We start from the raw sequence: 24,931 nt of genomic DNA, 5'->3' as shown, positions 1-24,931 counted from the left end.
AGCCCGACAGGCCGCCCTGATCCCGGCAACGCGCGATGAGGAGGCGCGGTGCGCTGGTTGGAACTGATAGCGGAGGTCGATCGCGAAGCGGTCGAGCCCGTGGCGGCGGTCTTCAGCGCGGCAGGCGGCGCCGTCATCATCGACGAAGCGATCACGCCGACCAGCGAGTGGGGCGGATGGGAAGCCGACCCTGCGCGTCCGGTTCGGCTCCGCACCTACCTTCCCGCGGTCCGCGGCGTCGGCGCCAAGCGCAAGCGCATCGAGCGGGCACTCTGGCACTTGGCGCAGCTGCGACCAATCTGTCCCCTGCAAGTCCGAGAAGTCGACGACACCGAATGGGCTGAGGCCTGGAAGGAGCATTTCGTCGTCCATCGGGTCGGGGAGCGGCTGGTCATTCGGCCGTCGTGGCGTGACTACACGCCGGCCGCAGCCGACGTCGTCATCGAATTGGACCCCGGTATGGCCTTTGGTACCGGCTTGCACCCGACGACGCGCCTCTGCCTCGCCGCCCTTGAGCGCGTGGTGCGGCCCGGAGACCGCCTGCTCGACCTCGGAACCGGGTCGGGGATCCTCGCCATTGCGGCGGCAAAGCTTGGCGCAGCTGAGGTGCTTGCGATCGATATCGACCCCGTCGCTGTCCGCGCGGCGACCGCCAATATCGCTGCCAACGGCGTCGCCGGGTCGGTGACGGTGATAGAGGGGACAGTCGAAGCGGCGTCCGAGGCGGCGTTCGACGTCGTCGTAGCGAACATCAGCGCCAACGTGATCCTTGCGATCGCTTCCGAGTTGGCCCGCGTTACCCGTCCGGGCGGGCGGCTGCTCGTCAGCGGCTTTCTCGACGACCGGGAGATAGCGGTTGCGCTCGCCCTGGCAGCGGCAGGCTTTCACGTCACAGGGAGCAGCGGCGAGGCCGACTGGAGGCTCACTGAGGCAGTGCGCGATACTGTGAGCGCGAGAGCGACGCGACCGGGAGAATGATCGTGGGCAGGAGGTCGGATGGCGGTGATTACCGTCCAGCGGGGATATGGCAGCGGCGGCGACGAAGTGGCGCGGGTGGTAGCCGATCGCCTCAACCTTCCGTTACTCGACCGTGAGATTACGAACGCCGTCGCAGTTCGCGCCGGGGTCTCAGAAGAGACGCTTCGCGAAGCGACCAAGACGCCGAGTCTCCTCACGCGGATGGCCGAACTGCTCGCGCGCTATCCGATGGACGACCTGCTGTCGTGGTCGATGGCGGGAATGCCCCCCGCTCCTCCTCCGACCCACGAACAGTATCGCAAGCTGATCGATGAGTTCATTCGCGAGGTGGCGGCGCGAGGCGACTGTGTGATCCTCGGCCACGGCGCTCAGGTGGTGCTGAAAGATCATCCGCGGGTTTTTCGCGTCTTTCTCGTCGCTCCCCTCTCCTACCGGATCCAGAAAGTGATGCTGGACGAGGGGCTCGACCGCAAGACCGCCGAAAAAGTGGTGCTGCAGCACGACCGCGATTGGCGCGCCTTCTTCCAGACCCAGTACGGGATCGACTGGGTTGATACGCGTCACTACGATTTGATCGTGAATTTGGGCCGGGTCGGCCAAGATGCGGCGGTGGACATGATTGTCCGCGGCGCGCAGGCGGTCGACCAGCTCTGCCGGTAGGACGCCGATCACGCTCCATCGCTTCTTTCTCCCCGCAAGCGCTTTCGCTGGCAACACCGTCACCTTCGACGCCCTCACAACCCGCCAGCTGCGCGATGTCTTGCGCCTTGCGCCCGGCGACCACGTGATCGTGCTCGACGACTCCGGCTGGGAGTACACGGTTCAGCTCGAGACCGTCGATCGGCAGAGCGCAACCGGCTCAGTGCGCGGCAAGAAGCTGGCGAGCGGTGAGCCGCGCACCAAGATCGTCCTCTTTCAGGGCTTGCTCAAGGGGAGCAAGTTCGAATACGTGCTGCAGAAGTGCACCGAGGTGGGGGTGGCTGCCTTTGTGCCGATTACGACCGCCCGCGCCATCGTTCCCGCGGAGAGCGCGGCAGACCGTTACGCCCGCTGGAGCCGCATCATTCAAGAAGCGGCAGAGCAGGCCCGCCGCGGCCGGCTGCCGCGCCTGCATCCCGTTGTCGACTTCAAGTCGGCTCTCTCGCAAGCGGCCGGCCTCACGCTGATCCCGTGGGAAGGAGAGGAGCGCCGCAGCATTCGCGCTGCGCTGGCCGGCCGCAAGGTGTTCGCCGTCAACTTGTTCATCGGGCCCGAAGGCGGCTTCCGCGAGGACGAAATCGCCCTCGCTCTCGAACATGGCGCGATCCCCGTCTCGCTCGGTCCGCGCATTCTCCGGGCCGAGACCGCCGGCGTGGTCGCGGCGAGCGTGATCCTCTACGAGCTCGGCGACCTCGGCGGGTGAGCCGCCTCCGTATACGAACCGCCGCTCTCCGCGCCCGTTTCGTGGTTTAATCCGCACCATGTCTTCCCAGCAGGATTGGCGGCGCGTGCTCGTCGTCCTGACGGTCGCGCTGCTGCTCGAGGTGCTGACCTTCAGCCACGTCGGCGCGTTCGTCCCGCTCTACCTCGCGACCGAACTGCAGCTGAGCTCGGCCGAGGTGAAGCTGTGGACGGGGCTTGTCGCCGGCATTCCGCTCGCCATCGCCCTCTGCCTCGCGCCGTTCTGGGGGGTGTGGGCCGAGCGCTACAGCCCGAAGCTGATCATCGTCCGCGCACAGGTTTTTGAACTCGTGGTTTATCTCGGCATGGTCTTCGCCGCCACCCTCCCCCACTTCTTCGGCGCGGCGCTCCTGCTCGGCCTCACGTATGGGAATATCGCCGTGCTGATGGCCGTGCTCGCGCAGGTGACGCCGACGCATCGCGTCGGCTTCGCGATCAGCATCATCCAGGCTGCAGTGCCGCTCGGCCAAAGTCTCGGCCCGCTTGTTGGCTCTTTGCTTATTCCGCTCGTCGGGCTCCGCGGGCTCTTCGCGATCGATGCTGTGCTCGTCACGCTGTCGGCGCTCATCCTCATTGTCGGCATCCGCGACCCGCAGCGCGCCGCACGCCGCGAGAGCCTCGGCGCGCATCTCAAGCTGACCTTCCGCCAAGCTGTGCGCTTGCCGGCGATGCGCTGGACCTTCTTGACGATGTTCCTGATGCTGATTGGGATGACGGCGGTCCAGCCGTATATTCCGGTCTTCCTCAGTCAGTATTACGAGGGAGACGCGCTGGCGCGGATGATCGGGCTTGTCCTCGGCTCCGCCGGCCTGACGACAGTGCTGGTCACGCCGCTGATCGGATTTCTGGGCGATCGCCACGGCCATGACCGCTTCGCCCTGCTCGGCCTCGGCGCGTTAGTGGGGATCCACGTGCTCCTATTCCTCCTGAACGGCCCCCTTGCGCTCGTCACGCTTCTGCTGCTCCGCAACATCCCCGCCTCAAGCACGATGAGCCCGCTCAATGCGACGCTCGCGCTCCATGCGCCGGCGGATAACCGCGCCGCGCTGATCAGCCTCGCGCCCTTCCCCCGCAACACAGGGATGTTCTTGGGGCCAGTCCTCGCTGCCCTCGTCGCAACCTACGACCTGCGGCTGCTTTTTCTCCTCGCTTCGGCGCTGTTCGCTGCTGCCTTGGCAGCAGGAGCCGCGCTCACGCGCTCCATTGCCCGCTCGGCAGCAGCCGCGGCGGCGGCACAGCACGCGAGCAGATACTGACGGCCGTCCTGTCCGGCAGCGAAGGGGGGCTGCAGCGCCGCCCCCGGCGCCTCCTCGCTGCGGGAGGCTGGCGCGAGCGAGGGCTCAGAGATTGATCGGCATGCCCTCCGCGACATGAGCGAGGTCCATCAATGCCTCGCTGAGCGTCGGGTGCGCGTGGACATTGTGGCCGATCTCCGCCGCAGTCATCTCGAACTGCTGAGCAAGCGTCAACTCCGGCAGGAGCTCGGTCACCTCGGGGCCGATCAGGTGCGCGCCGAGGATCTCGCCGTATTTGGCATCGGTGACCAGCTTCAGGAACCCTGCCGTTTCCCCCAGCCCATTCGCTTTGCCGTTAGCAACCCACGGGAACTTCGCCACTTTCACGTCGAAGCCGTGTTCCCGCGCCTGTTTCTCGGTATAGCCGAAACTGGCGATTTGGGGCTGGCAGTAGGTGCAGCGCGGCATCATGACATAATCGAGCGCTTTCGTCGGCCGTCCAGCAATCGCTTCGGCAGCGATGATCCCTTGCGCGCTCGCAACGTGCGCCAGCTGCAGGATCCCCGTCGCATCGCCGATCGCGTAAACGCCGGGAACATTCGTCGCCATCCGGCTGTCGACCTCGATCCAGCCGCGCGCATTCAGGGCGACGCCCGTGGTCGCGAGGCCATAGGTATCCTCGCGCGGCGCCCAGCCGACCGCCTGCATTGCGTATTCCGCTGTCAGGCGCTCTTCCTTGCCGTCCTTCTCGTAGACGACGATCGCCTCGTCCTCGGTTTCCTCCACCGAAACAACGCGCGCGCCCGTGATAACCCGAATGCCAAGTCGTCGGTACTGCCGGTCGAGCTCTTTCGACACGTCTTCGTCCTCGAGCGGGACGATCGAGGGCAGGTATTCTAGGAGGGTCACCTTTGTCCCGTAGGCATTCAGGACATAGGCAAACTCGACGCCGATCGCGCCCGCCCCGATGATGACGATGTCCTTCGGGACACGATCGCTCAGGATCTGCTCGAGGTAGGTGATAACGCGCCGGCCCGTCTTGGTCCCCGGCAGCAGCCGGGCAACTGCGCCCGTGGCGATGATGACATTCTTCGCTTCGAGCCGCTGCTCGCCTCCCTCATTCAGCGCAACGGTCAGGGTGGTTGGCCCCTGGAAGGTGCCCCAACCGTGATACTGGTCGATCTTGTTCTTGCGCATCAGGAAGTTGACGCCCTTCATCCGCCCTTCGGCGACGTCGCGGCTTCGTTTGAAGGCAACAGCATAGTCCGCCTTCAATCCTTCAAAGGTGAAGCCGAATTCGGCGGCGCGATGCGTCATAAGGTGGGTGAGATACGCATTGTGGAGCAGCGACTTCGAAGGGATGCACCCAACGGCGAGGCAAACGCCGCCCCACCATTGTTTCTCGACGATCGCCGTCTTGAGGCCAAGCTGGGCAGCGCGGATTGCCGCCACATAGCCGCCCGGCCCTGCGCCGAGCACTACCACGTCATAGGTCGTTGCCATTGCGGTGTTCGCTCCTTCTCGGGTCTGCCCAGATGGTAGCGCAGTTGCGGCAGTCGAGCTGACCACGAGGCATACCCGTCACGATGCTGCCGGAGCGCCCCGCCGACGGGAGGCCAGGAGATCGCCGAGCGGAACCGCTGCCCAAGCAGCGCGCTCAGCCCGTGAGCGTGAACTCAAGCGTGGCGCAGGTGCGCCGGTCGGTGAGACAGACGGTCAGTGTCCATTGCCCGGGAGACGGCGCCACAAAGTCGTGGAGCGGAACGAACTGAAACTGGAACACTCCCTGCTCATCCGCGAGATGGAGCGCTGCGAGGTCGTCAGCGGGGGAAAAGACGAGGCCATCGGGGCTCGTGAAGCGATGGATCGCCGCTTCTCCGGGCAAGAAACCGGTGCCGGTGACGGTGAACACCGTGTCAAGCGTTCCAACTGCCGGCTCGAGCGCGACAAAGCGGACTGGCTGAGCTGCGGCTGTTGACGAGGCGACCAGCAGCCAAGCAGCAGCAATGACAAGCAGAGCGACGCGCGGCATAGTTGTGGTTCCTCTGACGCCCGCGCTGGAATTATGAAATGCAAGTGACCAACCTGACAACCCGCAGCCGGTTCCGCCGCTCGGAGCGAAGAGAAGGAGCGCATCGAACCGGCGGCCCGCTGCCGGCCGCCCCGACGAGCAGCAACGAGCCAGTCGACCGACTGGCGGCCTAGCGCGGCGGCGAACGGTCATCCGCCGTCCGGCGCAACAGCACGGCCCGGCGGTTTCCCGGACCGTCCGTCGCCCAGACAAGCTGATCTATCCGGCCTGTCTCCGCGGCGAGCCGCTGCAGTTCTGCGACGGCAGCACTTCCGAAGGCGATGATGCAGCGGCCGGTCGCCAAGTCGCGCGCACTGAGCGACGATGGCATCTTCCTGATCTCGACCCGCTCCGTCCAGCCAGAGGCAGCGACCAGTTTCTCGAAGACCGGCTCCGGATGGTCGGCGAGGAAAAGCGGCCCCGCCGGTGCCTCACGACAACGATGACGCTCGCTCGTCATTGCCGCCACCGCTTCTGCCGACAGGGGAAGCACCCGCGGCGTCTCGACGTGAAGTCGGGAGAGATTGAGCGCGACGACGACGACCCCAAGGACGAGGGCAAACGCACTGAAGGCCACTGCCGTCCAGCGCGTGCGGCAAACGCGCTCCCACGCCTTCCCGGCTGCCAGCCCGCCGATAAGGAGCAGGGGCGGCAGGAAGAAGAATGAGCGCGAGTTTGGCAGGTGGTCGTATTGCGAGGTGGCGCCGCCGGCGAGAAGTGCCAGCCCATACCACACCCACAGCCAGCGCCACGGCGCCCGCCGAACCAGCAGCACGCCGAGGATCGCCCCGGCAGCGACGACCACGCCGCTCACGGGGTCGAGAAGGGGACCGGAGATGTAATGGCTTGTGCGGTCCCCCGCCCAAGGCGCCCGGATTGCCTGGGCGGTGAGCGTCAGCAGGCGCGCGAGGACGGCAGCGGCGGTGGTCGCTCCTGCGGCAGGCGCAGCAGCGCTCTCGGCGAGCATCTTGAGGATCACCTGTTCCCGGCTTGCGACAACAAGCGGGAGGACAGCAAGCGCAAACCCGGCAAGCGCGACGAAAATCTGTCCCATGCGGCGCCCGCGACCAGGCTGGAGGAGCAGGAGGGCAAGAAGCGCGACGACCGCGACGCGCGAGGTATAAAAGGTGTACCAGCCTGCGCCGGCGAAGACGCCGCCGACAAAGGCGCAGGCGAGGCTGCCGAACCGGCGGCTTGCCACGCCGAAGACGAGCGCGAGGATCGTCAGCGGCACCGATTGGATGTTGTTGTAGCCGGTGTGGGCATAGGCGAGGAGCGGGTGTGCGGCAGCAAGGCCGACCCCAGCGACGAGACCGGCGAAGCGGTTGAACGCCAGCATGCCGAGCGCGGTCAGCGCGCCCGCCGCCACGACATGCGACAACGCCGAGGCGGCCCGCCAGCCCACTTGCTCTGGCCCCAGCAGCCGCATCGTGCCGGCCATGAGGTAGGACGAGAGCACGGGATGGTTGCCATAGACCCCGGCCTGCGTGAACGGATCATGCGGCGCGCCTCGGGCCAAGGCGCGGGCGAACTCCCAGAAGGCATACTCGTCGCCGATCGCCGAGAAATACGGGTCGGCGAGCGTCGGGAAGGTGAGGAGTGCAGCAAGCGCCATCGGCAGCGCGACGAGACCGGCCGTGAGCAGCCAGCGTTCTGTGGGAGCAGCTGGCCTGCGATGCCCCTGATGGAGATCGGCGGCGCCGAGGAGCGCAGCGACCGTGAGCAGCCCGGCCAGCCAGATGACGGCGTCGGCGAGGGTGGGAACGCGCGCGGCGCGCACGAGCACCGGCCAGAGCGCGGCGAGCCCGGCGAGGGTCAACCCGCCGATGAAAAGCCAGCGGCGAACGGCGCGCGGAAAGGGCACCTCGAGCCGGCGCGCCCGCTCCCGAAGCAGCAGGCCGAACGGCCGCAGCGGTGAGAAGAGGTCCATCGCGGATGTGCCAGTCTCTGATGCTGGGAGGCGCGCTGCTAGGAGGGTGCCCCCCCGCCCGATGATACCGAGCCGGTCAGCGGGTGCTCAAATCTCAGCCCCCGAATCTCCAGACGTTGATGACGTAGCAGTTTGTGTACCACATGCCGCTCGCGAGATCCCAGACAGCGTGGTGGGAGGTCACACTCGTCCCGCCACGGCTTCGTGCAAGCACGCGGTATGTCCCAGGCGGCAGGGTGATGATCTGCCGAGGCCCGCGGTTTGGGCAGTACAACGGCCCAAACAAAGGGTACGTTTGGCAGGTCGGGCATGGCCCCAGGACGATGACATCGGAGGTCGGGCCGCTGAAGAAGAATTCGAGGGGTTCAGGGGAGTCATTCACGATCTCCAGCGTCACGACCCCGGCGCGGCCAGGCCCGCTCGGTTGAAGCGATGAATGCCGGGGCGTGGACTTGCTGAAAGCGTCGTTGACTTCTGCATCGGCGCGAAGCCGGCGCGCCTCCCGAGCATTGGGATGGGAAGGATAATCCGTAAGCAGCCGCGCATACATGTCAGCTGCTAGACGATAGTTGTTCGCGTTGTCGCTTGCTCGCCCGCACTGGAAGATCGCGGTCGGGATCGCTGCCTGCGCTTGACGCGAGAGCGAGACCCCTTCGGCGCGAAACGCGTCCAAAATGCCGATCCCTCGACAGGCGTCGAGGGTGGTGGAGTCGGCAATCGCGATAGCTTGGAGATCCGCGAGCCGGCCGAGCGGGACAACCTCAGCTGGCTGACCGGCGGCGGCGCGCGCCGCCGCCTGGTAGCCGCGGACGGCCTCTTGCCAGCGCCCGCTATTCCGCGCATTGTCTGCGCGCACTACTTGGGCGCAGATATCGATCTGCTGCCTCGCTGATTGGGTCAGGTCCGAGAAGTCGTTGTACAACTCTATGACCGTCTGGAAGAGGGAGAAAGAATCGAGGCAACGGCCCGCTAACTGGACCGCCACCGCATCCGCGTACGCTTTCTCCGCCGCACTGCGGTATTCCGGCTGAATGTCCGCCAGTCGCCTGAGGAGAACGGCTTCGAATGGCTGACCGGCTGCCGCGCGCGCCGCCGCTTGATAGCCGCGGACGGCGTCTCGCCAGCGCGCAGCGGCCCGCGCAGTATCAGCGCGCACGAGTTGCTCGCAAAGATCGATCTGCTGCCTCGCCGCTTGGGTCAGATCTGAGAAATCATCGTACAGGTCTACGACCTGCTGAAACCGCGGGATCGCCTCAGCGCAGCGGTCTGCCAGCTGGAGGGCTACCGCGTCCGCGTACGCTCGCGAGCCCATCCAGCGATACCCTAGGCCCAGCACGACGCCTGCAGCGAGCAGGCCTAACAGGAGACCGCGGCCGGGGCGCATTCTTCCTTCCTCCGAAAGCACTATTCGGCAATCGAACCATAATAGCCTAGAACTATCTGATTTTTCTACGTTGCGCAAGCTTCAGCCCAATACTTCGTCACGCCGGGTGCTGTTGCCTTGCTGCTGACCGTCCCGTATGCTGCCTCGCGGCTGCACGATGGGAGGAACGGTGAGCAATCGATCGTTTGGCTGTCGAGTGGAGACGGGGCTGGCACGCTACGACGACGCAGCGGCGCAGGCGCGGGCGGCCGAGGCCGCCGGCTTCGACTCGATCTGGATCCGCGACCACGTCGCCATTCCTGAGACAACGGGCGACCCGAACTGTCTAGAAGTGTTCACCACCCTCGCCGGCTTGGCGCGCGACACCCAGCGCGTCAAACTCGGCACTCTCGTGGTCTGCACTCCTTGGCGCAACCCGGCGCTCATCGCCAAGATGGGCGCGACGATCGACGTGATGAGCCACGGCCGGCTGATCCTCGGGCTTGGCGCGGGGTCGCCGAATGCCAAGCGCGAATTCACCCGCTATGGCTGGGAGCTCGCGCCGCAGGCCGACCGCATTCGCGCCCTCGGCGAAGCGATCCAGATCATCCGCAAGATGTGGACCGAGCCCGCTCCCACCTTCGAAGGCCGCTATCACCGTATCCATGAAGCGGTCTGCGAGCCATTCCCGATCCAGCGGCCGCATCCGCCGATCCTCATCGGCGCGAGCGGCGAGCAGCTCGCGCTCAAGAATGTCGCCCGCCACGCCGACATCTGGGAGTCTTCTGCGAACGTAGAAGACTTCAGGCGCAAGAGCGCCATCCTCGACCGCTACTGCGAGGAGATCGGCCGCGACCCGGCGACAATCCGCCGCGCCGTCCACCAGATGATCATCGTGGACGAGCCAGGCAAAGCAGAGGAGCGGCTGCAGCGGATCATCGCCAGCCGGCCGGAGCAGCGGAGCTTGCTCCAGCGAGCCAACCTCGGCAGCCCCGAGCAGGTCGCCGAGCGCATCCGCCCGTACTTCGAGGCCGGCGCGTCGCTGTTTATCGCCTTCTTCTGGGACATCAGCCATGCAGCCCAGATGGAGAGCATCGAGCGCTTCGGCAGGGAGGTCATCCCGCTGCTGCGCTGATCTTCTTCCGCGCAGCGCTGACTGTTTCGCGTTCGGCGAGCAGAAGCCCCTTCAGCCTGTCAGACGGGCGAAGCCGGCGCGCGCCTCATCACCTGTCGATTGGACGACGGCCGCCGCCGGACGGCGCGCGCGGGGCATCCTGCCAACGCCGTGCCGGCTGTCAATCCTGTCAATCAGCGGCCTTCGCTGCCGGCTCGCCCCGCCTCGACGGTGAGGGGCAGGTCGGCAGTTCCTGCGGCACGGTCCTCAGGTCAGCGCTTCGTCTCCGCCTGTCGCGCGCCCCCGTCATCTGCGAGGCAGCTTCCGATCGCTCTTCTACCGTTTCGGGCGATCTGATTTCGTCTCTCTGCCGGGGTCGGTATACTCGCGCCGCGCGAAGGTGAGGGCACGATGCTAGGCTGCGCCGCCCGCCGGCAGAGGCACGTCACTGCGCAAGGCGGGCGCAGCTTGAGGAACGCGGTGTGAGAGCAGACGGTGTGACGCAGTACGGCGCAGTTCCCCGCTTGCGCGGCAGAGCGCCCGCGCCGGGCGACCTGCTCTGCGCGATCGTTGACAGCCCAGAGGACCAGCTTGCCGCAACGGTGGCATTCCTTAGCGACGGGCTCGCGCGGGGCGAACGCGGGGTCCTGCTCGCCGACCGCCGTTTCGTCGACCACGTGTGGGCGGCGCTGCCCAGTTCGCCGGCAGTGGCGATGGAGCGGCAGCCGGTCGAGCCGGTGACGAACCGCGACTACGTCCTCCGAGAGTGGACCTTCGACTCCGACACGGCGGTCGCGCTTGCCGAGCGAGCAGTGGAGGCGGCGCGCGCAGCGGGCTATGCCGGGGCGCGAATCTGCGTCGATATGACATGGGCGCTCCGCCCCACCGGCAGCCCGGAGCAGATCGGCCGCTTTGCCGAGGGACTGGGGGCCGTGCTCGCGAAGCGCGCAGCCGTTGCGCTGCTCCTCTACGACCGGGTGCGCTTTCCTCCGCACGCTCTTGAAGCTGCGCTGCGAGCGCATCCGCTCATTGTCCGGAGCGGGTGCATTGTGCCGAACCACTACTTTGTTCCCCTGCCGGATCGCCGAAACGCCCGCCGATCCGTCGACCGGATGCTCCTGTCGCTTGACCGTCTCGTCGACTCGGCCTCCAGCGCGCTGTTGCTGTCTGCCGTCCTCGACGCGCTGCCCCAGGGGGTCGTGCTGAGCGACGCCGGCGGCGTGATCCGGTTGATTAATCGGGCAGCAGCAGCCCTCCTCGCGAGCGCGCCAGAGCGGCTCATCGGCGCTCCGCTCCCTGCGCTCTTTGCGGAAAGCGCTCCGCCGGACGGCTGGCCAGCGTCGCCTGGTCCGGACCGCCGCAACCTGCGCTTACGCCGCGGCGACGGGAGCGCGCTCTGGACGCGCGCAGTGGCCCAACGCCTCGATGACGGCGCGGGGGGATTCGTTCTCGCGCTCGACCCCCTGCCGCAGACCCAGCCGACGCCGCTCGCGCCGGGCAGCGCGTCCGGGCGCGCTCCTGCTTCTCCTCTCCTCGTTGTCAGCGGAGACCCGACACTGAGCGAGGCGCTCGCGCTTCAGCTGATCGCGGAGGGATACAGCGTGCTCGTCGCCGAGTCCGCCGGCGAAGCGGCCGAGCTGCTGGGGTCTGCTCCGATCGAAATGGCCATCGTCGACTTCGATCCCTTCAGCGACAGCGGCGAGACGATCCGCGCCTTGCGCGCCGGCTGCCCGACGCTGCCGATCATTCTCCTCGTGAGCCAGTTCGCGCAGCGCGACGGCGACCCGGCGGTGGCGAGAATGGTCAGCGCGGTGGTGCCGAAGCCGTTCTCGCGGGCAGAACTGCGGCGGGTGGTGCGCCGCCTTATGGGCGAGCAGGACGCAGCCCCGCCGGAGGACATACCGACGCCTGCTTCGCCCTAGCGCGTCGCGGAGAGGGGAGCGGCCGGGTTGGCGCGGAACCACTGCAGCGAGGGATAGCGATAGGTGACGCCGGCCGCGGGCGGCCATCCCCAAATTCGGCGCAGCGCAGTGAGCGTCGGATCAGTGCGCCGCCGGAACGCTTCAGTCTGCTGGTCGAGATACTGCCGCAAAGCGTCGCCTTCGAGGAGCCGCTGCGACCGGCCGTCGCTCCCAGGCGGCGGAAGGAATTCGATGCGGTCGATCTCGATCCGGACCGAGCCCAAGCCCGCGGGTTTGCCGTAGCCGAGCTTATGGCGGAGAGCCGGCTCGAGCACGAGCGCAGAGAGCAGCAGTGCCCAGTCGTCCTCGGCGACATTGTCGAACCGGGCGGAAAAGCGGAACGACGAGCCCGCCCCAAGCGGCTCGAGCCGCTTCCCGCGGCCGGGGTCGCTGCGCAGGAACGTCGGGACGTGGTGGCAGTAGAACTTGCGCCCGGCGACCGCGCCGTTCGGGAAATACCAAGCCCTACGCTGGGGTTTCGGCGACCCGAATGGGCCGACCCAGACCGGTTCGAGCCGAACTTCCTGCTGAGCGATCGCATCGAGAAAGGCGGCGGCGCCGAGGAGGGCGGAAGCGTCGCTCCCCGCGCCGAGGAAGCCGAACAGCCGGCAGGCCGGGCAGAGCGCGGACCGGTCGGCGCAGGACCGGAAGTCGCGCGGGATCGCGCCTGCTCCTTGGCCCTCGTCGCTGCGCCACCAGCAGCCGGGACCGACCGTCTCAACGACGCTCCGGATCATCCCCTTCAGGCTGCTGCCGGGAATGGACGCCGCCCCGCCGGGCAGGCGCAGGAAGCGCATCGGATTGTCGCTGCGGCCATCGTGAAGGAGCACCGCCGTTTCGGCGGTAATCGTCCCCCAGATCACCCCGCGCAGCCCATGGACTCGGTCCCAAGTGAACGGCTGGCGGCGCCGATCTGGCTGCGTTTCCTCACGCCCACGAGCTTCGCCGACGCCATCGCGCTGCCGGGCGGCCGCCGCATCGACCGCCCGATCGTGCTGCCCGACCCAGCGAAGCTGGTCGAGCATCTCGGCCGGCGCTGGAACGCGCTCTTTCCCGACCGCGCCCTGCCGGCAGACGTGCTCGCCAAGCTCGGCCAGCTTGCGGCTGTGGCGCGAGTGGAATCGCTGCGGACGCTCGCCGTCCCGTTCCGCTCGGCGCCGTGGTTGGGTTTGTGGGGACGGTCGCGTTCCGCTGCCTCTCGCCTGACCCCGGGGCGTGGATGCTCCTTGCCCAGCTGCTCCGCTTCGGCGCGCTAGCCGGCGTCGGCCGGAAGACGGCCTGTGGGTTCGGGCTGGCGGCCCTGCTCGAGGAGCGGGCGCTCGCCGGCGAGTGAGCCGGAGGCGGCAGGCGCAAACAGCGGCCGGTCGAGGTCGACATCGATCGGCGGGCGCGCCTCGCGCTCGTACGGCGTGAGGTGGAGCCAGCGCCGCAGCGCCTCATAGCCGGCCAGCCAATTCTTCAGCCAGATCGGGCCGGCAGCGATGACATCGAGCACGAACACCGCCAGCGCCGCCGCGAGGTCGAGCCCGCGAGCGCCGAGGACGGCCAGCGCGCGGACGATCCAGAGCAGGATCCGCACCGCAAAGAGGACGATCGCCCAGAGCGCGCCGGCCGACACGATCACCGCCCATGCCGAGAGCAGCGTCGTGGCGACAAGGAGGATGGCGAGCGGAACGATGAACAGATACTCGAGGATGGTCGAAAGCAGGAGCGGCCGCTCGGCATCGTCGAGCAGCTGGAGCTGGCCCCAGCAGAAAAAGGCGACGGTGGCGATCGCTGTCAGGATGAGCCCCGCCCACGCGCCGCGGATGAGCCGAGCGCGCCAAGTCGAGTCGAGCAGCCCCCACGGCAGGCGATTGGGAGCGATGCCGAGAGCATCGAAGAGGATGTAGCCGAGGACGATAAACACCGCGATCAAGAGCAGGCCGGTCGCATCGGCGAGATTGATGCCGAACCAGTCCGCCTCGCTCACCGCTTCGCCGAAGAGGGCGCCGAAGCGCAGCCGGGCGACCGTGAAGTCAGCGAGGGCGATGATGACGAACAAGGCGAGATAGACCAGCGGCGCGATCAGCTCGAAGAGGAGCGGCGCCGGGTCGTTCAAGCGGCCGCCGTAGGTCCGCAGTGCCGCAGCGGCATCGTCGATGGCAGCGGAGAGCGCGGCGATCGCCGGCTGGCAGGCGCGGGCGATGACGACGAACGGCCAGGCGAGCACGGCGAAGAAGGCGTTGATGGCCTGCATCAGCCGGTTGCGGAGAAAGCCGACGATGAAGACGCCGAGGATCAGCGTCTCCAGCGCCGGCAGACCGACCCGCGGCATCTCGCCGTTCGGCGTGCAGGCAGCGGCGAGGAGCGCCGCGACGAACACCCACCTCATTGGTCCTTCCTCCTCCCAAGGGCGTCAGGAAAACAGGCGCGATCGTCCCTGCCCGCGCCCCTCAGCGCGAGCCTGCGACGGTCATGATAGGCGCAGCGGGCACCGCGAGGATCTCCTCCTTCGGCAGCGGCTCGCCGACGGCATACCACCGCACCGAGGCAGCGCCGGCAGCCGCGAACCGCTCGTTCCAAGCAGCGCGCAGCCGCTGGCAGAGCGCGGCGCTGGGACAGTACCAGTGCGAGATGATGACCTCGACGCCGCTGAGCAGGGGGAGCCGATCGAGATTGCAGCCTTGGTAGCCGTACGGCTCCATGTCGGAATACCAGAACAGCCGGCGGAACGAACCGTCCAGAGCGTTGGTGAAGCGCTCCTCGGCGCGGATGACAATGGAGCAGAAGTCGCTGCCGTCCTCGTGGCGCACCCGATGATGCCGCAGCCCGTCGGTGCGGACGCGCACCTGCTCGGCGGCAGCCGCTAGCTCGCGCTCGACGCGCTCCGCCTCGGCGCGAATGCCGTCGCACCACGCCCTCACCGCCTCCTCATACCGCTTCCGCTCGCGGGGGTCGAACCGGTTGCCGGGCGGGGTCGGCGGGGGCGGCGGCTCAGCCGCGGGCCTCACCGACGGCACGACGATCGCCGGGAGGCTGTTCTCCGGGTCGTAGGAGTTGCGGCCGATGAACAGGATATGGATCGTCGCGCCGGCGCCGGGGCGGACCAAACCGTCGATCAGGTCGGCGGCCTCGCGCTGCCCCGCCTCGCGGACGGCGACCGGATAGCTGGTCGACCGGTCGAAGGCGATGACCCACGTCTGGTGGGGCGCGTTCGGGTAGCGGGGGATCGGAGAGCCGTCGCAGGCAGGGATCTCGGCGGCGGGCGCCGAGCGGGGTCCAGCGCAGCCCGTGAGAGCGAGCGTCAAAGCGAAGATCGTGAACAGCGCGTTGAGCTTCACGGTCATTCCTCCTCGAGGACCAAGTGTGCCGCCACCGAAGTGCAATTCCGGGGAATGAAGAAAACTGCGACACGCTCACCGACCGCGGACAGTGCGGTCAGAAGAGGGCCATGGCCGTAGTGTGGTGATGCGTTGCGCGGGCGGCGGGGCTTGCCCGTGCCGCACTGATTGCGTAGATGGGGAACGAGACCGGTCGTCACGCCGGCTGGGGCAGAAACCTCCGAACGGCGGAGAGGGAGACTACGGAGAGCAAGGTGCGGGACCGGCCGCCGAGCGATTTTCCAACAACAGACAAATTACACCTCAGCTCGCCCAATGCGTCGATCCGCCGCGCCGCGTTCGTATTGCCGCGTTCCTCGACTCGAGCGGCGAGGGGGCAATCATGGCTGCCATTTGCGACGACCTCTTTGCCGAGCACAAACCGGCGGAGCGGTAGAAGAGCAACCAGCACGACGTATTCGACCCCATTGAGGCGACAGGGGAGCAAGAACTACGAGTAGATTGCTATCTCCCCCACGGGCGCCGCGTGCTCCGTTTCAAGCGCGATGTATCTCTGTGATGTCGACAAACGGTGCACTTTCGTCTCCCTCTCACTTCCACCCCTACCATTCATCCTCGCCCTCTCCTTCCTGCTCGCCGCCATCGTTATCCGTGTCGCCGAGCGCGGAGAGGAGGGTCTCGATCGGCAAGAAGCTGAACATGCTGAGACCGCGCTCGCCGCCGCTCTTCCCATCCCCTCGCCATTCCGGACTGGCGAACTCGACGGACTCCCCCACATCCTCGTCGCAAAGCGAATCGAACTCGACGAACTCCCCCCCATCCTCGTCGCAAAGCGAAGAAAAATCGAACTCCGGCTGCTCCGGCTCGTCAACTTTCCCGAACCGGTAGAGCTTGCGAAGCCGTTCTGTCCTCAGATCCTCGTCGCGGTCGTTCATGGCTCCCTCCTTGTGTATTGGACTGCATCGGGCTGACTTTTGTTGCACGGCCCCATACTCGCCCTCCCCTTTCTCTCGTTTGTTCACGCGCTCGCCTTGCTCCAAAGGCGCATTCTCGCATCCAGCGGCGTTTCGCGCCGGCGCGCTCAAACTCGGGGCCGCCCAAGCGCTCTCGGGCGGCAGCGCGGACGAGACGCAGGAGCAAAGCGCGCCTCGTCCGTGGACGCGCTCTCCCTTGTTCCTCGCCGACCGTTTCCCGCCGCCATCCCGCCTCATCGAGAGGGGAGAGGTCAGGCGCTCAATCGGCAGGAGAACGTCAACTCCGCTGCCAGCTTGAGCGCAGCCTCTGCCACCTCTTTCCCGGCCTGCCGGCCCGCTGGTGCCCCCTCGCTCCGCCCGTCGCGGAATTCCTCTTTTCCACATCTTCCCGCCTTGACGCCCGACTTCGACAATGCGTTCGAGGATGGCTGCCCCCTCCAGCAGGAACGCGCTCCAGCTGCCCAGTTCCGCGTCATTCCTCTTCTTCTGGGCTAGGCTCGAACGGAGAAGAAACCTCCCCGACACAACCCGACCCCGCTCGGGATCTTGGTCCGCGACCGGTCGCCACCCCGGATGGGGTAGAAACACGGAGATCATCAGCGTCCGTCGAGTAACACACAGTCCGTGACCGGTCGCCATCCCAACCATCCCCAAGAGAGGGCGGGCTGCCGCCGCGCACCATCCAGGCTGCGCGCTGGGCAGCGGCGTACAATCTCCGCACTGCCGGCCTGCTGTTCGCCGTCTGGACCGGCGCGATGCCGCGGGAAGAAGCGCGCAAGAAGGGCGACGAGTTCGGCCTTCGTCCGCAATTGCCGGGCGTGGACCGCCTCCTCCGAGACCGGGAAGTTCAACTCCGCGCCGAGCACTGAGACGGCATTCGCGAGCGGCTGGGCCGAAGCGGTTCACCGGAGGCAGCCGCGCTGTTCCGCCGGCTGCAGGAGATAGGCCTCTCCTTCTAGGCGTTCAAGAACAGCAAGGTGATTATCAGGAAGAGAGAGGCCGCGCCTTGCTCTCTTCCGCCCTCCGCGACGGCGCGCCTCGCACCTCTCACTTCACCGTCATCGTGACAAGGACGCTACAGGGGCAATGCAGTCGGCGGAGAATCCGCCCACCACCGAGAATTCATGAGATGTATACGGGCGTATTCACAGAAATCTATCTGGAAAGGAGGAGTTGCCCGCTCGGCGAGCTCATATCCTAGACCAGCAAGCACGAGCGCCAAATCGCGATCGCTATGCTTGATACTCTTCCGAGGAGGCTCGCCATGCAGCATCTTTGCGAGCGAATGCCAGACTACTGCAAGCCCTCGATATCCAGTCGGATTGCTCATCCGACCAAACTGCAGTGCCATTTCCCACACTAATGCATGAAGAGAAGCGACGATATCAAACCACAGTTTGACCGGCTCTGGAAAAAAGCCAACCCCTTTCAATCCGAGCGTAAAAAGCAGCTTTCGCTCTGAAAAGACGAGCTTGGGACGGAACTGCCGTTGAGCAGTCTCTCCATCCCAAGGACGCCAGAAGTCCGTCGGATTATCGTTGAACAGCACCTCTTCATCAAACCACTTTCCGCCCGGTTTGCCAAAAAGAAATCGAGAGTTGGAGAGCTGCCGAAGGCCATACGCGGCGAGAAGAACATAGAAGCAGAGATCGAGATGTTCTCTCGAAGGAAAGCAAAGAAACTGCACCGAGGGCGGAGTACTGCTGTGGCAATGGATCGCCACCTCAATCGTCTGGTCCGAAGAGGGATATATCACAGGACGCGTCGCCATCGGCATGTCCACGCCTATCAAATGACGGCGTGCGAGGTTCGTGCGCCTCGCCCGCCGTCCCCCGCTCAACGCAAGCTTCGTCGATAGCCGGCCGCGCGGGCATCAGCCTCGGTCCTCGCGCAGGCCTCGGGGTTCGTGGCGTTGTAGAACGCTCCGCCGGGCACGTGATAGATGCCGCTGTTGGCGTTCAATTTGATGGGATGGGAGGCCGGGCAGGTGAACGGCGCGAGCGGCGGCACGATGCCCGGCTCAACCGGCGGCGGAGGAGGCGGCGGCGGTGACGAGGTGGCGAATGGATCGATGATGCCGCCCCTGCCTGAGCATTGCCCGCCCCAGATGCCGCGGCCAGCGGCAATGGCCTCCGCCTCCGCGGCAGCGAACCAGTTGCCATAGCGCGGGTCGCGGAACCGGCCGCTGTCGGCAGTTGCATAGCCCGCCTGCAGCAGCCGCTCTTGGATCGTCCAGAGTTGGCCGTCGCGGTCGAGATAGCGCACGTACGCCCGGTAGCGGCCGTACTGGTCGCGCTGCGGCGAGGCGAATTCGAGAAACACCCTCGGAAATGCGAGTTGGCGCACGAGCTCTGTCGCCTCTGCAGCGCACCGCTGGCCCGGCTCCGGCGCGTTGATGCCGGCGAGCCGGATTGCGCTGCCAAGGCCAGCGACCCACAGCGTGTCGCCGTCGACGATGCGGATGGTCTGCCACCAGCTCCCCTCCTGCGCGAATGCCACCTGCGGCGCAAGGAGGACAAGAGCGAGGACAAAGACCAGCGCACGGCGAACGAAACGCATCGGCTCCTCCAAACACGGATCAGAACGCTGAACGCGCCGAAATTATAGAGAAATTATCGGTAGTTTTCTAATAGAACATCGTTAGAGCGCAGGCCTTGCTTTCCCAGCGCCGAAACCGCAGCCGGTCGCGCCAACCGCAATGCGCTCCCGCTGTTTGCGCGGCCGAAATGACCGCCGGAGCTCAGGCCGCGAAGCAGTACCGCCGCGACGGCAGTCGAACCCCTTATCACCCCCGCGTCGGCAATGCGCAGCCATCACACGGATTTTCCCGCAGCGGGCGCCGCTCTGGGGGTAGTCCTCCATCTCGATAGCTGTCGGCTGGCTCGTGCGTGTGAGCGGAAAACTTTCCTGCATCAGCGCGATGCGCCTTTTGCTGGAACAGGGAGGCTGTTCCGCTTGCCGCCCCCTCAGTCACGCACGCGAGCTTCAAACCTGTCTGCAGATGCTGCGGCAGCAGGAGGCCAGATGCCGGCTTCGGCTGCTCAGGACGCGTCCTGCCCGCTTCGATCGCGCGCCACCTCACCAGCGCGATCCGCCCAACATCGCTTGCGGCCGACCTGCTCAGCGGGATCGGCTCCGGCCGAACGCGGGGCGCGCGCTGCCCCGCGGCACAACCTTCCGCGGGAGAGCGCAGCCCCGCGGAACAAGATGCTCACCGTTCTCCGCCCGGCCGCGCGCCGAAGACGGCCGTTCCTGAGAACGCGCGCGACACAGCGGCGCCGGCGTGCTCAGCGCCCCTGAGCGGCGCAAGCCTCAGCGCAGGGTCCGGCGCGTTCCGGAGCATGCCGTTACGGCTCAAGACGAGGCGGCAGCAGCGCAATACCTGCCCCCGCGCATGGGAGCGGCCGGTTTACGGCGCCAGGAATGAGCGACCGTGCAAACACGAGCGATCAGTTGGCCGCTGGAGAGCCGCGGAGCAAGGCAAGCGGCGCGAACTGGCGGTCGCGCGGGAGAAGATACGCCTCGCCGGCGGTGAACGGGAGACCGGCAAGCGGCCGGCCGGCGCCGTCGACGATCGTCGCGCTTGCAGGAACATCGAGACGGACCAGCCCAGCGCCCGCGCCGACGAGCGCTGTAACCGTGTAGGCAGCGTCCGCGCCAGCCACCTCAGCAACGCTGAGCGACGCAAACCCGCCGCTCAGCACCGTCAGCGCGAAGTCGGCCGGGTCGACCTGCTCGACCGGCGCGGAAAAGAGGACACGAAACCGGAGCGAGCCGCCGGCCGCAGGATTCGGGTCGGCGCGCGTGATGCTGACGACGCGAGGCGGTTCGTTTGCCGGCTGGAACGGCGTGTCGCGAACATAGCGCGGGCCGCCTCCCGATAGGCCGCCAAACGCGCAGACGCCCGCGCTCCTCCCTCCCGGCGCCGAGTCGACGACCGTTCCGGTGCACGGTCCTTCCGGCCCCTCATCGAAATGGAAGAGCAGCGCTGTGCTCGCATCCGGCGCGAAGGGCGCGGCCGGCGGCGTGAAGGGAGCAGCATACCGAACGACCGTCGAGAGCCGCAGCTCATCGAGCCAGCCGCGGAATGAGGGATAGGCCGCCGGGTCGTAATCGTGCTTCTCGGCGCCGAGGACAAGATAGGGGTCGTTCGGCCAGCTGCTCGCGCGCCCGCTTCGGTAGGCGACGGAGCCGGACGGCCCCATGACCGACGCATCGAGCCGACCGTCGACGAACAATTGGAGGCGGCCGTCTGCCCGCCGGCGCGTGACGGCAACGTGATGCCACGCGCCGTCATCGACCCGGGTTGTGCCGCAGAGCGACGCGCCCGCGGAGCCGACTGCCACGCCGAACGCAATCACGCCGCCGAAGAGCGAAATCCCGTAATCGCCGTCATCGCCCGGCCCGAAGATATCGCGGTCGACGATGATATTCCCGTTCGTCCAAGCGTCGGCGCCGGTGCGGCAGGGCCCGCTGCGATTTTCGCCGGGCAGCGCTTTCAGCCAGAACTCGAGGGTAAAATCGCCGCCCACGTTCGCCGGGTTGCCGGCGCCGTCGATGCGAACGGTCACCCGGTCGACCCCGTCGCGGCCGCTGCCGAAGAAGCGGAGCGCATAGCCGGACGCCGGCTGGACCGCGGCCGGCAGCTGCCCGGGTTCGCCTCCCCGGCGCTCTGCCGGCTGCCCCTGCAGGGCGTCGCTCCGCTCTGCCGCCGCAAAGGAGAACCCCGGCGGGAACGCAAGCAGCAGCGCAGCCACAGCGAGGAGGGGAAAGGCGGCGCGGCGGCGCTGCCATGGTCGCGGAGAATGGAATGAGGCCACGCGGCGGGCGCCCTCCCGGCAAGCGGAGCTGGCGGCGAGACGTTCTTCGGGCGGCGCCTTAGCGGTCAGGACGCGTTGGCCCGCCTCGCAGGCGCTCCATGGTCGGGATGGCCGGATTTGAACCGGCGACCTCTTGACCCCCAGTCAAGTGCGCTAACCGGGCTGCGCTACATCCCGAACAGTCGGAGTATAGCGCTTTTGCGGGCATTAGGAGAGCGCGCTCATTCGCTCGCCTGCCCAGCCTTCGCCGAGCAGCCGCGGCGCCCATCCGCTGCCCTGTCCCCTTTCCGCCTCGGGCGCTCGCGGCGGCCTCGCGACCTTGCGCCCCGCGCCCAGAGCACCGACGCCGCTCTCCAGCGCGGCCGGCAGCCGCGCGCCAAGAGAGGGGGAGCCGCGCTGCGGCCGGCACACGCTCTCCGCGCGGCCGCCTGTGCTTCCGCGCGGAGAGGCAGGCCGTTTCCGCGAGACAACAAAAACCGGCTCCGCGTGAGCCGGTTTCAAGCGGGGCGGGAGGAGAGGGATTCGAACCCTCGACCCGGGTTTCCCCGAGTAACCGCTTAGCAGGCGGCCGCACTAGACCAACTATGCGATCCCCCCAGTAGCAACCAAGTATATCAACCCCCGGTGGCGGGGGCAATCTCGGGCAGGCCGATCACTCGCGCCGGGTTCGCCACCATCATCTGGTCGATCTCACGCTCGCTGAACCCTTGCCAGAGGGCGATTGCGCGCCACATGCGCATCGCCTCAACCGGGTCGGCCATCGTTGGGTGGCCGGCATCGGAGGAGAGCACGACCCGGTCCACCCCCGCCGCCCGGATCGCCCGCCCCATCTCGGCGGGGTCGACGCCAAACATCGGCGACAGCTCGGCAGCTGTGAAATTCAGCCAAACGCCGTGGCTGGCGAGACGCGCGCAATCGTCGACAGCGAGGCCCATTACGGGATTGAGCGGATGGTCCACGAATGCCCGCGTCAGCCCGCGACGCTCCGCTTCACGGGCGAGCGCGACCAGCTCCTCGCGCGAGAGGTGGCCGAAGGAGAGCGCTGCCCCAAACTCGAGGGCGGTCTCGATCACCTCGATCGCCTCGGGGATCAGTGCGCCGCCCTTCAGGACATACTGACCGCTTCGGCGCGCTGTCCGCCGGGGCAGGCCATGGGCGCGCTCCCGATGGTTGGCGCTCGAGCCGGTCGCGAACCAGACAACGCGAGCGCCTTTCTCCAGCCACCGCCTTGCCGCGGCGGCGTGGGGCGGGCCGGCCGTTTCGAGCACGACGCCGCCGATACATTCGACGGGCGTCTGGCCGGCGGCGAGGCGACGCAGCGCCGCATTCACCGTGAGGGCGAGGTCGAGGGTCGGCGACGGGGTCTTGAAGACGATTGCGCGCATTCCCGCCGCAGTGGCGCGCAGCCCCAGCTCGAGCGGGTCGATCAGTCCGACGCCAACATGGACGTGGATATCCACCACGCCCGGCAGCTGCCCGCTCACCGGCAGCGTCGTCGGCAGCGTCAGCTCCCGGATCATCGCGTAGGCGCGCTGCATCCGGCGCACATCGCTCATGGCAGCGCAGGGTAGAGCGAGGGCGCGCCGCTGTCAACTGCGGCAGCAGCGGGCTACAATCCCCGCTCAGCGCGAGCAGGCAGCCCTCGGTCATATGCTGCCCGACAGCGGAGCCGCCATGCGCACCGTTCCCCGCATCGTCCTCGCGGCCCCAAGCTCCGGCGCCGGCAAAACGACGGTCGCTCTCGTCGCGATCACGGCGCTTCGCCGCGCCGGCGAGCGCGTCCAGCCGTTCAAGGCGGGGCCAGACTATATCGACCCCTCCCATCTTGGCGCAGCGGCAGGGCGGACGCCGTACAACCTCGATACCTGGTTTCTCACCCCCAGCCAGACGCGGGGACTGTTTGCCGAGGCGATGCGCGGGGCGACCATCGCCGTCGTGGAGGGGGTGATGGGCATGTTCGACGGCCGCGCCGGCGCCGGGAGCGCGGGGTCGACGGCGGACCTTGCCGCCGCTCTCAACGCGCCCGTCCTGCTCGTCGTCGACGCGAGCGGGATGGCAAGCAGCATCGCGGCCGTGGCGCACGGCTTTGCCGCCTTCGACCGGCGGGTGCAGGTCGGCGGCGTCATCGCGAACCGGGTCGGCTCGGAGCGGCACGCCGACCTGCTGCGCGAGGCGCTGGCAGCGGTCGGCCTGCCGCTCGTCGGCTGGCTGCCAAACGACCCCCAGCTCCATCTGCCGGAGCGCCATCTCGGGCTTATCTTGGCCGGCGAAATGGCGATCCCGGAAGAGGCGCTGCGTGCGGCAGGCCGCCACCTCGACGTTGCGGCTCTCGTGCGTCTCGCCCGGAGCGCCGGCCCCCTGCCCCCGGCGGCGGCGGTCTTTCCAGAGCCGCAGCCGCCGCGCGTCCGGATCGGCTGGGCCGAGGATGCTGCGTTCCAATTTGCCTACCCCGAGACGCGGGAGCTGCTGCGCCGGCTTGGCGCCGAGATCGTGCCGTTCAGCCCCCTTGCCGACGCGCAGCTGCCGGCGGTCGATGCGCTCTACTTCGGAGGCGGCTATCCCGAACTGCATGCCGAGGCGCTCGCGGCCAATCGGCCGATGCGCGAAGCGATCCGCGCCTTCCCCGGACCGATTGTGGCCGAGTGCGGCGGCTATATGTACCTTGCCCAAGCCCTCGTCATTGGGGACCGACGCGCTGCGATGGTGGGGCTCCTGCCCGGTCAGGCCGTCCTCGCCGACCGTCCCGTCCTCGGCTATCGGGAGGTCATCGCGCTCCGGGAGAGCCCGGTAGCGCTGCCCGGCTGGCGGCTGCGCGGCCACGAGTTTCACTACGCGCGCATGGAGGGAAGCCCCCTGCCGGCCTGGCGTCTCGCCGGAAGCGAGGCTGTCGAAGGCTTCAGCAGCGGACGGGTCCTCGGCAGCTTCGTTCATCTCTATCTGCTGGCGCATCAGGAAGCGGCAGCGCGCTTCGTGGCGGCGGCCGAGCAGGGCAGCGCGGCGCGCGCCGCGAACGCATAGCCAGCCCCGCTCGCGGCAGCAAGGCCGCCGCGCAAGGCGCGCGCTTCTCGCCCAGCGAACGGAACAGCCGCGCTGCTCGCTCCCCGGTTCGGCGCTCTTAGGGCGAACCGGCGCGGCCGTCGGAGCGTTCTTCGCCAGCCGTCCAGCCGTGGCCCGGGAAGGCGCAGAAGTCCTCCCGTTCCCCAAGGTCGAAGGCGAAGAGCAGCTTGGCCATTCCCGTCAGGACCGCGCAGACCACCGCGATCTCGACGATCTGCCCGTCGCTGAATTCGGCTTGCAGGCGGGCAAGCAGATCCTCCTCGATCGGGCCGTCCGGCGTGGCATTCGAGAGGAGGCTCGCCAGTTCAAGGGCCGCGTTCTCTCCGTCAGTAAACGGGGCGCGCTCGTTGCGCCAGAGCGCGTCGATCTCGTCGTCGCTGATCCCCGCCCGTCTCGCCGAGACGGTGTTCGAGCGGTTTCAGGAGGCGCAGCCGTGGAGGATGCTCAGCCGCAGCCGGACCAGCTCCTTGACCCGCCGTGGCGCGATGCCGCGGAAAAACAGCTCGCCGTAGAAGCGGTCGAAATAGAAGTCGGCGACATTCGGAGCGTTGGCGACAACCTCGAGAAAGCGCGGCTCGTTGCCGGCGGCGCGCGCCTCGTCCCACAAGCGCGCAAGCCGCCCGCCGAGTTCGTCCCGCTGGAAGCGCCGGAGCGCCATCTTTTCC

At 67.6% G+C, this 24,931-nt stretch carries 22 protein-coding genes and 2 tRNA genes; 8 read left to right on the top strand and 16 right to left on the bottom strand.

Going from position 1 to position 24,931, the window contains the following annotated elements; translation table 11 throughout:
- Nucleotides 1-48: 48 nt before the first annotated feature.
- From prmA to NZ773_08065, 4 genes are read left to right on the top strand one after another with little or no spacing between them, the layout of a single operon-like run.
- Nucleotides 49-978: a 50S ribosomal protein L11 methyltransferase gene (prmA, locus tag NZ773_08080; GenBank protein ID MCS6801882.1), complete on the top strand. Its 930-nt coding sequence runs from the start codon at nucleotides 49-51 to the stop codon at nucleotides 976-978.
- Nucleotides 979-996: 18 nt separating this feature from the next.
- Nucleotides 997-1,638, top strand: a complete 642-nt coding sequence (locus NZ773_08075) for a cytidylate kinase-like family protein (protein MCS6801881.1) — start codon at nucleotides 997-999, stop codon at nucleotides 1,636-1,638.
- On the top strand, nucleotides 1,598-2,380 hold the full coding sequence (locus NZ773_08070) for a 16S rRNA (uracil(1498)-N(3))-methyltransferase (GenBank protein ID MCS6801880.1): 783 nt from the start codon (nucleotides 1,598-1,600) through the stop codon (nucleotides 2,378-2,380). The genes NZ773_08075 and NZ773_08070 overlap by 41 nt, the downstream gene beginning before the upstream one ends.
- 58 nt (nucleotides 2,381-2,438) lie before the next feature.
- On the top strand, nucleotides 2,439-3,674 hold the full coding sequence (locus tag NZ773_08065) for an MFS transporter (protein MCS6801879.1): 1,236 nt from the start codon (nucleotides 2,439-2,441) through the stop codon (nucleotides 3,672-3,674).
- 84 nt (nucleotides 3,675-3,758) lie between these two features.
- Here NZ773_08065 and lpdA read toward each other — a convergent pair whose 3' ends face one another.
- From lpdA to NZ773_08045, 4 genes are all read right to left on the bottom strand, one after another.
- Nucleotides 3,759-5,156, bottom strand: coding sequence for a dihydrolipoyl dehydrogenase (gene lpdA / locus NZ773_08060; GenBank protein MCS6801878.1), 1,398 nt, complete (start codon nucleotides 5,154-5,156; stop codon nucleotides 3,759-3,761).
- Nucleotides 5,157-5,310: 154 nt separating this feature from the next.
- The gene (locus tag NZ773_08055) at nucleotides 5,311-5,685 is read right to left on the bottom strand and encodes a hypothetical protein (GenBank protein MCS6801877.1); all 375 of its coding nucleotides are present in this window, start codon (nucleotides 5,683-5,685) and stop codon (nucleotides 5,311-5,313) included.
- A gap of 169 nt (nucleotides 5,686-5,854) precedes the next feature.
- Nucleotides 5,855-7,654 (bottom strand): glycosyltransferase family 39 protein, encoded by a 1,800-nt coding sequence (locus tag NZ773_08050; protein ID MCS6801876.1) that lies wholly within the window; start codon nucleotides 7,652-7,654, stop codon nucleotides 5,855-5,857.
- 94 nt (nucleotides 7,655-7,748) lie between these two features.
- Nucleotides 7,749-9,038, bottom strand: a complete 1,290-nt coding sequence (locus NZ773_08045) for a hypothetical protein (protein MCS6801875.1) — start codon at nucleotides 9,036-9,038, stop codon at nucleotides 7,749-7,751.
- Nucleotides 9,039-9,207: 169 nt separating this feature from the next.
- On the opposite strand from NZ773_08045, the gene NZ773_08040 reads away from it, so the two are divergent.
- Both NZ773_08040 and NZ773_08035 read left to right on the top strand, forming a co-directional pair.
- Nucleotides 9,208-10,152, top strand: a complete 945-nt coding sequence (locus tag NZ773_08040; protein MCS6801874.1) for an LLM class flavin-dependent oxidoreductase — start codon at nucleotides 9,208-9,210, stop codon at nucleotides 10,150-10,152.
- A gap of 461 nt (nucleotides 10,153-10,613) precedes the next feature.
- Complete coding sequence (locus tag NZ773_08035; GenBank protein ID MCS6801873.1) at nucleotides 10,614-12,053, top strand: MEDS domain-containing protein; 1,440 nt, start codon at nucleotides 10,614-10,616, stop codon at nucleotides 12,051-12,053.
- Here the strand turns inward: NZ773_08035 and NZ773_08030 are convergent.
- Nucleotides 12,050-12,955 carry an RAMP superfamily CRISPR-associated protein gene (locus NZ773_08030; protein MCS6801872.1) on the bottom strand — a complete coding sequence of 302 codons (906 nt, stop codon included), beginning with the start codon at nucleotides 12,953-12,955 and terminating at the stop codon, nucleotides 12,050-12,052. The genes NZ773_08035 and NZ773_08030 overlap by 4 nt on opposite strands.
- 12 nt (nucleotides 12,956-12,967) lie before the next feature.
- Between NZ773_08030 and cas6 the strand changes: the two genes are divergently transcribed.
- On the top strand, nucleotides 12,968-13,348 hold the full coding sequence (gene cas6 / locus NZ773_08025) for a CRISPR system precrRNA processing endoribonuclease RAMP protein Cas6 (protein ID MCS6801871.1): 381 nt from the start codon (nucleotides 12,968-12,970) through the stop codon (nucleotides 13,346-13,348).
- Here the strand turns inward: cas6 and NZ773_08020 are convergent.
- The 9 genes from NZ773_08020 to NZ773_07980 all read right to left on the bottom strand — a co-directional run bounded on the left by NZ773_08020 (nucleotide 13,345) and on the right by NZ773_07980 (nucleotide 22,765).
- Entirely contained in the window at nucleotides 13,345-14,466 is a 1,122-nt protein-coding gene (locus tag NZ773_08020) for a hypothetical protein (protein ID MCS6801870.1), read from the bottom strand. The genes cas6 and NZ773_08020 overlap by 4 nt on opposite strands.
- A 61-nt stretch (nucleotides 14,467-14,527) precedes the next feature.
- On the bottom strand, nucleotides 14,528-15,421 hold the full coding sequence (locus NZ773_08015; GenBank protein ID MCS6801869.1) for a hypothetical protein: 894 nt from the start codon (nucleotides 15,419-15,421) through the stop codon (nucleotides 14,528-14,530).
- A gap of 596 nt (nucleotides 15,422-16,017) precedes the next feature.
- A complete protein-coding gene (locus NZ773_08010; protein ID MCS6801868.1) occupies nucleotides 16,018-16,350 on the bottom strand; it encodes a hypothetical protein in 333 nt (110 codons plus the stop codon).
- Between the two features lie 1,114 nt (nucleotides 16,351-17,464).
- Nucleotides 17,465-18,166 carry a hypothetical protein gene (locus NZ773_08005; GenBank protein MCS6801867.1) on the bottom strand — a complete coding sequence of 234 codons (702 nt, stop codon included), beginning with the start codon at nucleotides 18,164-18,166 and terminating at the stop codon, nucleotides 17,465-17,467.
- Between the two features lie 59 nt (nucleotides 18,167-18,225).
- Complete coding sequence (locus tag NZ773_08000) at nucleotides 18,226-18,948, bottom strand: thermonuclease family protein (protein MCS6801866.1); 723 nt, start codon at nucleotides 18,946-18,948, stop codon at nucleotides 18,226-18,228.
- Between the two features lie 890 nt (nucleotides 18,949-19,838).
- Nucleotides 19,839-21,146, bottom strand: a complete 1,308-nt coding sequence (locus NZ773_07995; GenBank protein MCS6801865.1) for a LamG domain-containing protein — start codon at nucleotides 21,144-21,146, stop codon at nucleotides 19,839-19,841.
- A 162-nt stretch (nucleotides 21,147-21,308) separates the two neighbouring features.
- Nucleotides 21,309-21,386: transfer RNA gene (locus tag NZ773_07990), tRNA-Pro, on the bottom strand.
- Between the two features lie 330 nt (nucleotides 21,387-21,716).
- Nucleotides 21,717-21,806, bottom strand: a tRNA-Ser gene (locus NZ773_07985).
- A gap of 17 nt (nucleotides 21,807-21,823) precedes the next feature.
- On the bottom strand, nucleotides 21,824-22,765 hold the full coding sequence (locus NZ773_07980) for a DUF6282 family protein (protein ID MCS6801864.1): 942 nt from the start codon (nucleotides 22,763-22,765) through the stop codon (nucleotides 21,824-21,826).
- A gap of 118 nt (nucleotides 22,766-22,883) precedes the next feature.
- Between NZ773_07980 and NZ773_07975 the strand changes: the two genes are divergently transcribed.
- Nucleotides 22,884-24,227, top strand: a complete 1,344-nt coding sequence (locus NZ773_07975; GenBank protein MCS6801863.1) for a cobyrinate a,c-diamide synthase — start codon at nucleotides 22,884-22,886, stop codon at nucleotides 24,225-24,227.
- A gap of 97 nt (nucleotides 24,228-24,324) precedes the next feature.
- Here NZ773_07975 and NZ773_07970 read toward each other — a convergent pair whose 3' ends face one another.
- Together NZ773_07970 and NZ773_07965 are read right to left on the bottom strand one after the other, a co-directional pair.
- Nucleotides 24,325-24,465, bottom strand: a complete 141-nt coding sequence (locus tag NZ773_07970) for a hypothetical protein (protein MCS6801862.1) — start codon at nucleotides 24,463-24,465, stop codon at nucleotides 24,325-24,327.
- A gap of 219 nt (nucleotides 24,466-24,684) precedes the next feature.
- Nucleotides 24,685-24,924 carry a hypothetical protein gene (locus NZ773_07965; GenBank protein MCS6801861.1) on the bottom strand — a complete coding sequence of 80 codons (240 nt, stop codon included), beginning with the start codon at nucleotides 24,922-24,924 and terminating at the stop codon, nucleotides 24,685-24,687.
- Nucleotides 24,925-24,931 lie beyond the last annotated feature (7 nt).

This window comes from Dehalococcoidia bacterium, from assembly GCA_025054935.1.
Lineage (GTDB): Bacteria > Chloroflexota > Dehalococcoidia > SpSt-223 > SpSt-223 > JANWZD01.
Note: the sequence above shows the minus strand (reverse complement) of the source record. Positions and strands in the feature narration are given on the sequence as shown.

Bases quoted from the DNA above. Each gene is read 5' to 3' on its own strand.
- NZ773_08075 (MCS6801881.1), top strand. From the start codon at position 997: ATGGCGGTGATTACCGTCCAGCGGGGATATGGCAGCGGCGGCGACGAA.
- NZ773_08065 (MCS6801879.1), top strand. From the start codon at position 2,439: ATGTCTTCCCAGCAGGATTGGCGGCGCGTGCTCGTCGTCCTGACGGTC.
- lpdA (MCS6801878.1), bottom strand. From the start codon at position 5,156: ATGGCAACGACCTATGACGTGGTAGTGCTCGGCGCAGGGCCGGGCGGC.
- NZ773_08055 (MCS6801877.1), bottom strand. From the start codon at position 5,685: ATGCCGCGCGTCGCTCTGCTTGTCATTGCTGCTGCTTGGCTGCTGGTC.
- NZ773_08050 (MCS6801876.1), bottom strand. From the start codon at position 7,654: ATGGACCTCTTCTCACCGCTGCGGCCGTTCGGCCTGCTGCTTCGGGAG.
- NZ773_08045 (MCS6801875.1), bottom strand. From the start codon at position 9,038: ATGCGCCCCGGCCGCGGTCTCCTGTTAGGCCTGCTCGCTGCAGGCGTC.
- cas6 (MCS6801871.1), top strand. From the start codon at position 12,968: ATGGACTCGGTCCCAAGTGAACGGCTGGCGGCGCCGATCTGGCTGCGT.
- NZ773_08020 (MCS6801870.1), bottom strand. From the start codon at position 14,466: ATGAGGTGGGTGTTCGTCGCGGCGCTCCTCGCCGCTGCCTGCACGCCG.
- NZ773_08015 (MCS6801869.1), bottom strand. From the start codon at position 15,421: ATGACCGTGAAGCTCAACGCGCTGTTCACGATCTTCGCTTTGACGCTC.
- NZ773_08010 (MCS6801868.1), bottom strand. From the start codon at position 16,350: ATGAACGACCGCGACGAGGATCTGAGGACAGAACGGCTTCGCAAGCTC.
- NZ773_08005 (MCS6801867.1), bottom strand. From the start codon at position 18,166: ATGCCGATGGCGACGCGTCCTGTGATATATCCCTCTTCGGACCAGACG.
- NZ773_08000 (MCS6801866.1), bottom strand. From the start codon at position 18,948: ATGCGTTTCGTTCGCCGTGCGCTGGTCTTTGTCCTCGCTCTTGTCCTC.
- NZ773_07980 (MCS6801864.1), bottom strand. From the start codon at position 22,765: ATGAGCGATGTGCGCCGGATGCAGCGCGCCTACGCGATGATCCGGGAG.
- NZ773_07975 (MCS6801863.1), top strand. From the start codon at position 22,884: ATGCGCACCGTTCCCCGCATCGTCCTCGCGGCCCCAAGCTCCGGCGCC.
- NZ773_07965 (MCS6801861.1), bottom strand. From the start codon at position 24,924: ATGGCGCTCCGGCGCTTCCAGCGGGACGAACTCGGCGGGCGGCTTGCG.